The organism is Bacillus cereus group sp. BfR-BA-01347 (genome assembly GCF_022663835.1).
Taxonomy (GTDB): Bacteria; Bacillota; Bacilli; order Bacillales; family Bacillaceae_G; genus Bacillus_A; species Bacillus_A thuringiensis_K.
The window spans coordinates 16,139-28,786 of record NZ_JAKUGG010000001.1; the positions used below are offsets into that span (position 1 = coordinate 16,139).

Sequence of the window (12,648 nt, forward strand, 5' to 3'; positions counted from 1 at the left end):
ATGGAAATCATTTATGAAGATTTTAAGGAGGCATTATCTAAAATAAAAGTGCTAAGAGAAAACGCTAATATAATAGAAGAAACTGTTCAAAGAAGTGTAAGAAAAATCATTAGAAATGTAAGGGAAGGGAAAGATGAGGCTTTATCTTTCTATACAAAAAAGTTTGATGGTGTAGAGATGAAAGATTTTCGTGTAAGTGAAGAAGAAATACAGCAAGCGAGTATGTTTGTAGAGAATTCATTTTTAGAAGCTTTAAAAGAGGCGAAGAAAAACATTGTTTCGTATCACGAAAAGCAAAAGAAGTACTCAATATTCGATTGTGAAAGTAAAGGCATAATTAGAGGGCAGCTCATTCGGCAGTTAGAAAATGTAGGTGTATATGTACCGGGTGGGACAGCCTCATATCCTTCTTCAGTATTAATGAATGTATTGCCGGCGAAACTCGCAGGTGTGAAAAAGATTGTAATGGTAACACCGCCGAGTAAAGGAGGAATTAATTCTCACATATTAGCTGCTGCAAATCTTGCGGGGGTAGATGAAATTTATACGATAGGTGGCGCGCAAGCAATTGCTGCTTTAGCATACGGGACGGAATCGATTCCGAAAGTGGATAAAATAGTTGGACCGGGAAATTTGTACGTCGCTCTAGCGAAACGAGAAGTATACGGAATAGTAAATATCGATATGATTGCTGGTCCATCAGAAATTGTAGTTGTCGCGGATGAAACAGGTAATGCAAAATATATCGCAGCGGATTTATTATCGCAAGCGGAGCATGATGAGAGAGCAACGGCGATTTGTATTACAACGAATATGGAACTAGCTAAAGAAGTAGAAAAAGAGGTAGAAAGACAGTTAGAAACGTTGCCAAGAAGTGAAATTGCACGTGAATCGATAAATAGAAATGGAGCCATCTTTATCGTTCCTTCTTTAAAGGAGGCACTAAAGTTATCAAATGAAATTGCTCCAGAACATTTAGAGTTACATATAAAAGAACCAATGAATGCTCTAGATTATGTGAAACATGCAGGCTCTATTTTCCTTGGGCCATATGCACCTGAACCGCTCGGGGATTATTTGGCGGGACCGAATCATGTATTACCAACGAGCGGAACGGCAAGATTTTTTTCTCCGTTATCAGTCGATGATTTCGTGAAAAAATCAAGTTTTATTTCTTATACAGAGGAAGCATTAAAAAATGTACAGCATCATATTGTAGAGCTTGCAAATAAAGAAGGGTTACATGCACATGCGAGAGCAATCCAAATAAGGTTTGAGGAGGAAAAATAATGCGTCAGTCCAGTCAAGTACGTGAGACGACAGAAACAAAAATTAAATTAAATTTGCAGCTTGATGAAAGTACGAGTGTATCTATTCAAACGGGGGTTGGTTTTTTCGATCATATGCTGACTTTATTTGCTAGACATGGAAGATTTGGATTGCAAGTTGAAGCAGAAGGTGATGTATTTGTCGATGCACATCACACCGTTGAAGATGTTGGAATTGTACTCGGAAATTGCTTGAAAGGAGCATTGCAAAACAAAGAGGGAATTAATCGTTACGGTTCTGCGTATGTACCGATGGATGAATCTTTAGGATTTGTCGCAATTGATATAAGTGGACGCTCATATTGTGTATTTCAAGGGGAATTAACAAATCCGAAGCTCGGGGATTTTGATACAGAATTGACGGAAGAATTTTTTAGAGCAGTCGCACATGCTGCCAATATTACATTACATGCGCGCGTTCTATACGGAAGTAATACACATCACAAAATTGAAGCATTATTTAAAGCTTTTGGTAGAGCGCTTAGAGAAGCGGTCGAAAAAAATGCCAACATTACTGGTGTAAATTCAACGAAAGGGATGTTGTAATTGATTGCCATTATAGATTATGGAATGGGGAATATTCGCAGTGTAGAGCAAGCATTAAAATATATTGGGGCAGAGTACATTGTAACGAGTGATAAAGAAGAGATATTGAGAAGCGATGGCGTGATTCTACCGGGAGTAGGTGCATTTCCGAAAGCGATGGATGTATTAGAAGAAAGAGATTTAGTGTGTGTACTAAAAGAAGTTTGTGACATAGGAAAACCACTCCTCGGTATATGTTTGGGCATGCAACTTTTATTTGAACGAAGTGAGGAACTAAAAGATTGTAGCGGGTTAGGTTTACTACCAGGTGAAATTCGTAAGTTAAAAGTTTCGTATAAAATTCCTCATATGGGATGGAATGAATTAAGGAAGGAAAGAGAATTTTCGCTTTGGAATGGATTAGTGGATGGTTCTTTCGTGTATTATGTTCACTCATATTACGCGGATTGTCCAGATGAAATTGTATGCGGAGTAAGTGATTATGGAATGCAAGTACCAGGGTTTGTCGCGAAAGGAAATGTATTTGGTGCACAGTTTCATCCAGAAAAAAGTGGCGAAATTGGCATGCAAATATTAAAAAATTTTCAAGGAGTGGTAGAAGCATGGAAATCTTCCCAGCTATCGATTTAAAAGAAGGGCGATGCGTTAGACTTTATCAAGGAGAGTTTAGTAAAGAAACGGTGATGAATGAAGATCCGGTAGCGCAGGCGATCATATTTGAAAAGCTTGGAGCGGAAATACTACACATTGTTGATTTAGATGGTGCAATTGCTGGCGAGTCGTTAAATTTGCCCGTCATTGAAAAAATCTGCAAGGCGGTACGTATTCCTGTGCAAGTGGGAGGAGGAATTCGTTCACTTAAAGCGGTGGAGAAGTTATTGTCAGCAGGTGTAGAAAAAGTGATTTTAGGAACAGCAGCTCTTTATAATAAGTCATTTTTAGAGGAAGCAGTTCGTCTATATAAAGAGAAAATCATTGTTGGAATTGATGCGAAAAATGGTTTCGTAGCAACGAGAGGGTGGCTTGATCTGTCTGAAATTTCTTACGTTAGTTTAGCGAAACAAATGGAAAGTTTAGGTGTTCAAACGATTGTGTTTACAGACATTTCGAAAGACGGAACGCTTGCAGGTCCAAATTTTGAACAATTAGCGATACTTCAAAAAAGTGTGGGCATTCGTCTCATCGCCTCTGGAGGAGTGGCATCTATTCAAGATGTGAAAAAGTTAAATGATATGAATATATATGGTGTCATAATTGGAAAGGCGCTTTACGAAAAAACGATTGATTTAGAAGAAGTGTTACAGGTAACGAAGTTATGTTAGCGAAACGAATTATTCCATGTCTAGATGTGAAAGAAGGGAGAGTCGTAAAGGGTGTAAATTTTATAGGATTACAAGATGTCGGTGATCCGGTTGAAATAGCTGAAGCATATAACGAGGCAGGGGCAGATGAAATCGTATTTTTAGATATTACGGCGACTCATGAAGGAAGAAAAACGATTATAGATGTTGTAGAAAAAACAGCAGCTAAAGTATTTATTCCTCTTACGGTTGGCGGGGGGATTTCAAGTGTGAAAGATATGTACAATTTACTAAGAGCTGGAGCAGACAAAGTTTCAATAAACTCAGCGGCAGTGCGAAACCCGAAGTTAATAGAAGAAGGGGCAGAACACTTTGGATCACAATGTATTGTCGTGGCAATTGATGCTAGAAAAGTAGCAGAAGGTAAATGGAACGTATATGTCAACGGCGGAAGAGTTGACACAGGAATGGATGCCATAGAATGGGCGAAGCGTGTTGTTAAACTTGGGGCAGGTGAAATTTTGTTAACGAGTATGGATGCAGATGGAACGAAAAGCGGATATGACCTTCGTTTAACAGAAGAAATTTCAAAAAGTGTTTCCATTCCAGTCATCGCATCAGGGGGCTGTGGTCATACGGATCACATTATAGAAGTTTTTCAAAAGACAACAGTTGATGCAGCGTTAGCGGCATCCATCTTTCATTATGGTGAGGCGACAGTGCAGAGTGTAAAGCGAAAATTAAGAGATGCAAATGTTGAGGTGCGGTTATGAAACCTAATTTTTCAAAAGGATTAATACCAGCAATTGTCATCGAAGAAGGTACGAAAGAAGTTTTAATGCTAGCTTATATGAATGAAGAAGCATATGAAAAAACGTTAGAGACGAAAAGAACATGGTTTTATTCTCGTTCGAGGCAGTCGTTATGGAATAAGGGGGAAACATCAGGGAATGTTCAATATGTGCAATCTTTATATTTAGATTGTGATCAAGATTCAATTGTTGTGAATGTGAAACAAGTAGGACCTGCTTGTCATACGGGAGAGAAGACATGTTTTCACTATCAAATTCTATAGGGGGATACATATGGAAAATGCCTTTAAGTTGCTGTATAAAACAATTGAAGAACGAAAGGAAAGCCCACTTCCTGAATCGTATACAAATTATTTATTTTCAAAAGGAGAAGATAAAATTTTAAAGAAAATTGGTGAAGAGTGTGCTGAAGTAATTATCGCATGTAAAAATAATGATAAAGAAGAAGTAGTGAAAGAAATGGTTGATGTATTTTATCACTGTTTCGTTTTATTAGCTGAAAAAAATATTACATTGGAAGATGTCATGCGAGAGGTGAAAGAACGAAATGGAAAGCTTTCGAGAGTTGGGGATAGAAGGGAAATAGATACATTATAAGGGGGAATGTATATGAAAGTAGATTATCATCTTCACTTAGAAGAAGGACCGTATTCAATAGGATGGCTTGCTAAAATAAATGAAGCGCTGGAATGTTATGAACCGCTTCAAGAAAGGCATTCTATTGATTGGCTTATGAAAACACAAGAGCGTTTGCAAAAGCGTGTGAAGGAAGGGCCATTTACAACAGAATGGATGGACCTCTATTTAGAAGAAGCTGTGCGAAAAGGTATAACAGAAGTTGGGATTGTTGATCATTTATATCGTTTTCATGAAGCGAAAGGATATTATGAAAAATATGTAGATATTAGTGATTCTAAGCTCGGTCGTATACAGAAGGAATGGTTAGATCAAGTAAGGGTAGTTTCACTGTATGATTTTACAAAGGTCATTGAAGAGGCGAAAGAACGATGGAGTAAAAGAGGTGTCACACTTAAACTTGGAATTGAAGCGGATTATTTTATTGGTTGTGAAGGAGAGTTAAAAGAATTATTAGCGCTAGGAGACTTTGATTATATAATTGGTTCCGTTCATTTTCTAAATGGCTGGGGATTCGATAATCCAGATACGAAAGAATATTTTGAGAAGCATGACCTACGCGCATTATATGATATGTTTTTTAAAACAGTTGAGAGTGCGATTCGTACTGAGTTATTTGATATTATCGCTCATCTTGATAATATAAAGGTATTTAATTATCGATTGGATGAGAATGAACAGCTTTCTTATTATGAGGAAATTGCCTGTGCGTTAGTAGAAACGAATACGGCAACAGAAATAAATGCAGGATTATACTATCGTTATCCTGTTCGTGAAATGTGCCCAAGTCCACTATATTTACAAGTATTAGCTAAGTATGGTGTTCCAATTACGATTTCTTCGGATGCCCATTATCCAAATGATTTAGGGAATTATGTACAAGAAAATGTACAAACATTACTAGCTCACGGTGTTACTCAGGTTGCAACATTTACGAAGCGAGCAAGAGTAATGAGGTCGCTTGAAGAAGAAGTAACAAATTCAAAATGAAACGCAATTTTTTGATGAAAACCGTCCTTTTTGTTCAAAATAAGAAAGAATGAAAAGGAGGGTAAGAAATGGCGAAACAACAAAATAAACAAAATGTACAAGGTACACAGCAACAAGCTTATACTTCTGAAACGAATGCTGCATCTCAATCGGTTATTGAGGAGCAAATTAGCGATACGGTTGCAGAAGGAACTATTGATGTGAAGCTTGGAAAAGAATCGCAGGAAAAAGTGTAAGAAAAGGGGAGAGTTGCATCTCCTCTTTTTTCATGGAAAAGTGTCGATTTTTAAAACTATAATCAAATTCCTTGGTTTTTATATGTGGATTTCTTACAATGAAATATAAGAGATATCTTATTTTCTATAGAAGAGGTGTTAGTAGTGGCAAAAATATTAGTAGCAGGAAAAATTCCGGAAATTGGATTAGAACTATTAAAAGATCATGATGTAGAAATGTACGATAAAGAGGAGTTAATTTCTATAGATGAATTAACAGAGCGTGTAAAAGATAAAGATGCATTGTTAAGTTTACTTTCGACAAAGGTGCCAAAAGAAGTTATTGATGCAGCGCCTCATTTAAAGATTGTTGCAAACTATGGTGCTGGTTACGACAATATTGATTACACGTATGCGGGTGAAAAAGGAATTGCAGTTACGAATACACCGAAAGTATCAACGGAAGCGACTGCAGAATTAACATTTGCACTTCTTTTAGCAGCGGCGCGTAGAATTCCTGAAGGGGATACGTTATGTCGTACGACTGGATTTAACGGATGGGCACCGTTATTTTTCTTAGGACGAGAAGTCCATGGTAAGACAATCGGAATTATAGGTCTTGGAGAAATCGGGAAGGCTGTTGCAAAACGTGCGAAAGCATTTGGAATGGATGTTTTATATACAGGGCCAAATCGTAAGTTTGAAGCTGAAAGTGAACTGGGAGCAACGTATGTGACGTTGGAAGAATTATTACAAACAGCAGACTTTATTACAATTAACTGTGCTTATAATCCAAAATTACATCATATGATTGATGAAGAACAGTTTAAAATGATGAAGAAAACAGCGTATATTGTAAATGCTTCACGTGGACCAATTATGAATGAAGCAGCACTTGCTCATGCATTAAAAACGAATGAAATTGAAGGAGCAGCTCTTGACGTGTTTGAATTTGAACCGAAAATTACAGAAGAGCTAAAAGAATTAAAGAATGTAGTACTTGCTCCACACGTAGGGAATGCAACATTTGAAACTCGTGATGCGATGGCTGAAATGGCTGTCAGAAATATTTTAGCTATATTAAACGGCGAAGAGCCAGTAACACCTGTAAATCAAAAGGTATTAGTTACAAAATAAAAAGAAACCTTCCGGACTCGGAAGGTTTTCTTATTTTTCTTTATTCGCTTTTTTAGACGGTCTTTGTCTAATGAATTGAGATAACATGTACAAAATATATAGTGGAATGGCAATGAATAAGAAAACAGAAAAATTTCCAAATCCTGTTTGATACATTGTAATAATGATTCCAACTAAAAATAGTGTAATAATGATGCTATATCGTGGAATTGGTACATCTTTTAAACTTGGGATACGAATGCGGCTCACCATTAAAAATGCGAACGTTACAAATACGGTAATAAGAACGATTTTTGGAATGGTATGTGAAAATAATGTTAAGAAAGCAACAAGCCCTCCCGCTGCTGTAATCGGTACTCCAGTGAAATATTTCATTGAAGTAGAAGATGGTGTTACATTAAATCGTGCTAAACGATATGCTCCGAAAAGAGGGAATAATCCCGCTATGTATAATCCGATGATTCCGTAGTTTGAGAAAGATGTGTAATACATTAAAACAGCTGGTGCTGCACCAAATGTTACGACATCTGCAAGCGAGTCGAGCTCTTTTCCCATTTGTGAATCAACACGTAATAAACGAGCAACACGACCATCAAGACTATCTAACATCATCCCGATAAGTACTAAAATAGCAGCTGATTTATAATATCCTAAAGATGCATAGCCGATTGATAAAAATCCGCTATATAAATTTCCGAGCGTAAATAAGTTTGGAATAGCTGCTCTATACAAAATCTGATCCCTTGCTTTCTGTAATAAATTCTTAATTAGTGTATGAAAGTTTACTTATTTTATCATACCATAAATTTATTCCTCATACGAAAAAAATTACCAATTTGTGAAAGATTTCATAGAAGGATGGTTTGAAAATTAAGTGAAAATAAAAAGAGGAAGCAACTTGTATAAAGTTGCTTCCTTTACTATTCAAATTTCGTTGTCATCGTTCCGGTTTTATATCGATTATTAGGATCGAAGCGTAACAAATCTCCATAAATTAATTTATCGGAGAGTTTTAATTCTGTTTTTGCTTTTTCAATATACGGCTGACATAGCGCCATGTCAGCTTCTTCACCTGTACTTCTTTTGTAGCACATATTTTTTGTATAAACATACTCTTCAGAAACAAAGCTACCATCACGCATTACCATAAGCGGATCTTTCTCTTTAATAAATAAGTCAGTTCCAAATTCAACGGATTTATTTGTTTTAATACCAAGTAAATGAAAGAGCGTTGGCTTAATATCAATTTGACCGGATACTTTAGAAACAACTTTTCCTTCTTGGCCAGGCACATGAATAATAAGAGGGACTCGTTGTAATTGCATAGAATCGAATGGTGTAATAGTATCTTTTCCTAGGAACTGTGCAATAGCTGCGTTATGGTTTTCGGAAATACCGTAATGATCACCATAGATGACAATAACGGAATTATCATACAATCCTTCTTCTTTTAATTGTTTAATAAATAATTTAAGAGCTTCATCTGTGTAACGAACAGTTGGGAAGTAGCGGTTTACAACACCACTTTCCGAGTTGAATTCATCAACATATTGATCTTCCGGATTTAGAAGAAACGGAAAATGATTTGTTAATGTAATAAATTTTGTATAGAACGGTTGCGGTAAAGATTTTAACTTTGGAATAGATTGTTCAAAGAACTCTTTATCTTTTAATCCCCAACCGACAGACATTTGCTCCGTTCCTGCGTAATCATTTAAATTAAAGTAACGATCATATCCAAGCGCAGGATACATTACATCCCGATTCCAAAACGTTTTATCATTTGAATGGAAGACAGCAGAAGAATATCCGTATTTCTTTAATTGTTCTGGTGTCGCTGTGTATTCATTTGTTGCATGAGTAAAGAATACAGAACCACGATCTAGCGGATAAAGTGAGTTTTCAACGATAAATTCAGCATCAGAAGTTTTACCTTGTCCAGTTTGATGATAGAAGTTATCGAAATAGAAACTATCCTTAATAAATTCATTTAAAAATGGTGTAATTTCTTTTCCATTTATTTTTTTATTAATAACAAAGCTTTGTGTAGATTCCATTGAAATTAAAATTACATTTTTACCTTTTGCAGCTCCAAATAAGTTTTTATCAACTTGTTTGTCTTTTGAGTCTGTATAGTTTTTAATTTCAGAAAACCCATCCCCACTTGCAAATACACGCTCAGCTGAAGACTTGGATTGAAGCGTAATATCAAATAGATGATATGTGTATAAACCTAAATTCTTCACGACAGTTTGACGGTCAAATGAGCGTGAGAACATTTGTGGTTTATAAATAACTGATACAACAATTTGTAGTGCTAATAAAGCTGTTACACCGCTAAAGAAAGTTCGCTTCTCTGAGCGGGAAAGTGGTGTTTTGTCGCCAAATGATGGGAATTTACGCGAAATAAACATTAAAATAATTGCATCTGCAAATAAAAGTAATGTTTTGTACGTAAAGAGTTCTTTTATACTTGTCCCTAAATCAGCCATATTGTTTGTTTGGAATAAAACCGGGAAAGTAACGAAATCGTTATAGAACCCATAAAACATTGCGTTTCCAAATAAAATAAATGACAGTATAAAACTGATTCCAATTATAATTCGGTTTCGGTGCTTAGATGCAAGTAAAGCTAAGCCGAAAAATAAAAGTAACGCAGCTAGTGGATTGATAAAAAGCATGAATTCTTCAAAGAAATTATCAATTTTAATATCAAATGCTAGCTTGTACACAATATATGTTTTAATCCATAGTAAAACGACTGCAACGAGTGCAAATCGCAGTTTTGGAAACAGATGTTGTAGCATAATATACTCCTCTCCTAAAAAGCATGACAGTTCTTGAGAGTCAGTTTGCTTAACGACTCATTTTATATATACGAACAGTCCTTTGTTATTATGATTATTATACTATGAGTATCATTATACGAAAATAAAAGAAGGTTGTGGGCTTTTTTATAATAATCGAGTAGAAAAAGAGTGGTGGGAGACAATAAAACAGAATTTCTATGTATGATAATTATCGTACGCAGAAAGAATCGCGTGATAATACGGAGGTTATAATGCGAAAATTATTATGTTTTATAGCATGCAGTAGTGTTGTACTTTTTACTTCACCGAGTGTGTCGGTAGCCCAATATGATCCACCTCTTATGGAAGATGCACTTTATTCTGTTTTATTTCCAAAAATAAATAAAGCAATTGAAAAACAATATGGAAGTTTGAAACCTTATCAATGTCCTAAAATTATTAGTTTAAAAAAAGTGTATAGCGGTACATATTTATTTCAAGCAAGTATTGAAGTGACAAAGTATGAACGTGTTGCTGGGAAAATTGCTCCACCATTTGAGAAGGTAACGATTACATTTAATAACGAAGAAGGCGAATGGGAAGTGACAAAGATTTCAGTAAAGCGCTTACCAAACGATACCAAACTAAACTGTAAAAAAACAATATAAAAAATTGTTTGACAAATAAAATGGTCCTTTGGTATTGTTAATAGCAACAATTAGATGTTTGAAAATTAAATAGACTTACCTCATCTACTCTCAAAGGTAGAGGCCGCGATAGGAAAGAGTAAGCTATGGGAGATTTAATGGAATCTGTGATCATAGGTTGAAAGGGACTATTGCCGAAATATAAGAATAACCATCTTATTCATATATTGGGACTGCATTGAATAAATGTAGTACTGTCATAAGATTTATTTTATGGAGAGCTATTTGGAGATGTTGATGCGGTTTCTTATTTTGAGGAGATAACAACTCGTTTATTTTTTCAATATATATTTTTCCTAATAAGAAACGCGTGTGAACATTGTTCCGCGCGTTTTTTGTCTATCTAAAAGCGTGCTGCAATGAATAGAAGATTGGGGTTATGAGTTTTAGAGGAAATAAGGGAGGAATTTAAATGTATTTACACGGCACAAGCCGAATTAATGGGCAAGGACACTTAGAAATTGGAGGGTGCGATACGACGCAGCTAGCAAAGCAATACGGAACACCACTTTATGTATACGATGAAGAGTCTATTCGAGGAAAATGCCGAGCGTTTCATCGTGCTTTTAAAGAAAGTGGTTTCTCTTATCAAGTAGCATATGCAAGCAAGGCGTTCTTGTGCATGGAGATGTGCCGAGTAGCTCGTGAAGAGAATATGTCATTAGACGTTGTTTCTGGGGGAGAATTATATACTGCGCTCCAAGCAGGATTTCCAGCATCACGTATTCATTTTCATGGAAATAATAAAACAGAAGAAGAGATAGTGATGGCTCTTCAGGCGAATATTGGTTGTTTTGTCGTAGATAATTTCTTTGAATTAGAAGTTTTACACGATTTAGCGATGCAACATGGAAAATTTGTGAACATATTAATTCGTGTAACGCCTGGAGTAGAGGCGCACACACATGAATATATTACAACAGGCCAAGATGATTCGAAATTTGGATTTGGCGTTTCAAACGGTCAAGCGATGCAGGCAATTGGATTTGCTTTACAAAAATCAAATTATAATGTGCTAGGGATTCATTCACATATCGGATCGCAAATATTTGAAACAGCTGGTTTTGTTCGAGCAATTGAAGTTCTTCGCCAATTTTTAGAAGAAGTGAGAGAGCAAACAAACTATGTAGTAAAAGTGCTAAATGTAGGCGGGGGATTTGGAATACGCTACACAGAGTCGGATACACCATTAACTCTTGAGACATATGTGCGAGCTGTAACAAGTGCAGTGAGAGAACAATTTACTGTATGTGAATATCCATTGCCAGAAATATGGATTGAACCAGGCCGTAGCATTGTAGGTGATGCTGGGACAACAATTTATACAGTTGGATCTGTGAAAGATATTCCTGGTATTCGGAAATATGTATCAGTCGATGGTGGAATGACAGATAATTTAAGACCTGCTTTATATAGTGCGCGTTATGAAGCAATGTTAGCGAATCGAGGGAATGATGAGAATGAGGAACTCGTTTCGATTGCTGGGAAATGCTGTGAGAGTGGAGATATGTTGATTTGGGATATTCATTTACCAAAAGTCGCTTCTGCTGATTTACTAGCAGTTTCCTGTACAGGAGCCTACGGGTATTCGATGGCGAATAATTACAATCGGATTCGAAGACCAGCCGTTGTCTTTGCAAAAGGCGGAACATCGCAAGTAGTTGTGGAACGCGAAACATATGAAAATATTATTGGGAACGATCGCATACGTATTAAAGAGCTTGTCTAAATAGGAAAAGGAGTTGTTCGAATGGGCAATTCCTTTTTTATAAAATAAAATAATTAAAATATATCGGAAAACTAGGATTGAAAAAAATCAGAATTGTGATAAAATACAAATACAAAGCTTATCAAGAGAAGCGGAGGGAACTGGCCCGAAGAAGCTCGGCAACCTGCTTATAGAAAGCAAGGTGCTAAATCCAGCAAAATGGGATCCATTTTGAAAGATAAGGTAAAATATATTACCGAACAGTCTTTTCGAAATGGGAAAGATTTTTTTTATGAATAAAAAGGGGGGGCTGTTCGCGTGAGTTTACGGGAACATTTTGATGAAGTATCCGAGAAGATTGAAGCGATGCTTGCTGATATGAAATATGGTTCAATTACAATTGTTGTGCAAGATGGAAAAGTAATTCAGTTAGAGAAAAGTGAAAAAGTACGTTTAAAGTGAAAAGCGCTGACTAGAAA

Annotated in this window: 15 protein-coding genes and 2 riboswitches; of the genes, 13 read left to right on the forward strand and 2 right to left on the reverse strand. The window is 36.1% G+C overall.

The window, feature by feature from the left end:
- The 10 genes from hisD (at position 1) to MR143_RS00130 (ending at position 6,965) form a co-directional block, all read left to right on the forward strand.
- Positions 1 to 1,290, forward strand: a complete 1,290-nt coding sequence (gene hisD, locus MR143_RS00085; protein ID WP_199718208.1) for a histidinol dehydrogenase — start codon at positions 1 to 3, stop codon at positions 1,288 to 1,290.
- Complete coding sequence (gene hisB / locus MR143_RS00090) at positions 1,290 to 1,874, forward strand: imidazoleglycerol-phosphate dehydratase HisB (protein WP_001249955.1); 585 nt, start codon at positions 1,290 to 1,292, stop codon at positions 1,872 to 1,874. Before hisD ends, hisB begins: the two co-directional genes overlap by 1 nt.
- A complete protein-coding gene (gene hisH / locus MR143_RS00095; protein ID WP_000560354.1) occupies positions 1,875 to 2,504 on the forward strand; it encodes an imidazole glycerol phosphate synthase subunit HisH in 630 nt (209 codons plus the stop codon). It abuts the gene before it with no gap.
- The gene (gene hisA / locus MR143_RS00100; protein ID WP_000402292.1) at positions 2,477 to 3,196 is read left to right on the forward strand and encodes a 1-(5-phosphoribosyl)-5-[(5-phosphoribosylamino)methylideneamino]imidazole-4-carboxamide isomerase; all 720 of its coding nucleotides are present in this window, start codon (positions 2,477 to 2,479) and stop codon (positions 3,194 to 3,196) included. Before hisH ends, hisA begins: the two co-directional genes overlap by 28 nt.
- On the forward strand, positions 3,190 to 3,948 hold the full coding sequence (gene hisF / locus MR143_RS00105) for an imidazoleglycerol phosphate synthase cyclase subunit (protein WP_000880109.1): 759 nt from the start codon (positions 3,190 to 3,192) through the stop codon (positions 3,946 to 3,948). The genes hisA and hisF overlap by 7 nt, the downstream gene beginning before the upstream one ends.
- Positions 3,945 to 4,250: a phosphoribosyl-AMP cyclohydrolase gene (hisI, locus tag MR143_RS00110; protein ID WP_000803965.1), complete on the forward strand. Its 306-nt coding sequence runs from the start codon at positions 3,945 to 3,947 to the stop codon at positions 4,248 to 4,250. The genes hisF and hisI overlap by 4 nt, the downstream gene beginning before the upstream one ends.
- 10 nt (positions 4,251 to 4,260) lie before the next feature.
- Positions 4,261 to 4,584 carry a phosphoribosyl-ATP diphosphatase gene (hisE, locus tag MR143_RS00115; RefSeq protein WP_000426357.1) on the forward strand — a complete coding sequence of 108 codons (324 nt, stop codon included), beginning with the start codon at positions 4,261 to 4,263 and terminating at the stop codon, positions 4,582 to 4,584.
- Between the two features lie 12 nt (positions 4,585 to 4,596).
- Entirely contained in the window at positions 4,597 to 5,613 is a 1,017-nt protein-coding gene (locus tag MR143_RS00120; RefSeq protein ID WP_000861842.1) for a histidinol phosphate phosphatase domain-containing protein, read from the forward strand.
- Positions 5,614 to 5,681: 68 nt separating this feature from the next.
- Positions 5,682 to 5,849 carry a YozQ family protein gene (locus MR143_RS00125; RefSeq protein WP_001118887.1) on the forward strand — a complete coding sequence of 56 codons (168 nt, stop codon included), beginning with the start codon at positions 5,682 to 5,684 and terminating at the stop codon, positions 5,847 to 5,849.
- A 144-nt stretch (positions 5,850 to 5,993) separates the two neighbouring features.
- A complete protein-coding gene (locus MR143_RS00130) occupies positions 5,994 to 6,965 on the forward strand; it encodes an NAD(P)-dependent oxidoreductase (protein WP_001062832.1) in 972 nt (323 codons plus the stop codon).
- A gap of 30 nt (positions 6,966 to 6,995) precedes the next feature.
- Here the strand turns inward: MR143_RS00130 and pssA are convergent, their stop codons facing one another.
- Positions 6,996 to 7,697, reverse strand: coding sequence for a CDP-diacylglycerol--serine O-phosphatidyltransferase (gene pssA / locus MR143_RS00135; protein WP_000285417.1), 702 nt, complete (start codon positions 7,695 to 7,697; stop codon positions 6,996 to 6,998).
- A 188-nt stretch (positions 7,698 to 7,885) separates the two neighbouring features.
- Positions 7,886 to 9,772 (reverse strand): LTA synthase family protein, encoded by a 1,887-nt coding sequence (locus MR143_RS00140; RefSeq protein WP_000939081.1) that lies wholly within the window; start codon positions 9,770 to 9,772, stop codon positions 7,886 to 7,888.
- Positions 9,773 to 10,026: 254 nt separating this feature from the next.
- On the opposite strand from MR143_RS00140, the gene MR143_RS00145 reads away from it, so the two are divergent.
- The 3 genes from MR143_RS00145 (at position 10,027) to MR143_RS00155 (ending at position 12,631) form a co-directional block, all read left to right on the forward strand.
- A complete protein-coding gene (locus MR143_RS00145) occupies positions 10,027 to 10,422 on the forward strand; it encodes a DUF3888 domain-containing protein (protein WP_001228752.1) in 396 nt (131 codons plus the stop codon).
- 89 nt (positions 10,423 to 10,511) lie between these two features.
- Positions 10,512 to 10,693: riboswitch (Lysine riboswitch) on the forward strand.
- A 180-nt stretch (positions 10,694 to 10,873) separates the two neighbouring features.
- Positions 10,874 to 12,190 (forward strand): diaminopimelate decarboxylase, encoded by a 1,317-nt coding sequence (lysA, locus tag MR143_RS00150; RefSeq protein WP_000280643.1) that lies wholly within the window; start codon positions 10,874 to 10,876, stop codon positions 12,188 to 12,190.
- A 115-nt stretch (positions 12,191 to 12,305) separates the two neighbouring features.
- A riboswitch (SAM riboswitch) is annotated at positions 12,306 to 12,414 on the forward strand.
- A 73-nt stretch (positions 12,415 to 12,487) separates the two neighbouring features.
- Positions 12,488 to 12,631 (forward strand): YezD family protein, encoded by a 144-nt coding sequence (locus MR143_RS00155; RefSeq protein ID WP_000058410.1) that lies wholly within the window; start codon positions 12,488 to 12,490, stop codon positions 12,629 to 12,631.
- The last annotated feature ends 17 nt before the right edge of the window (positions 12,632 to 12,648 follow it).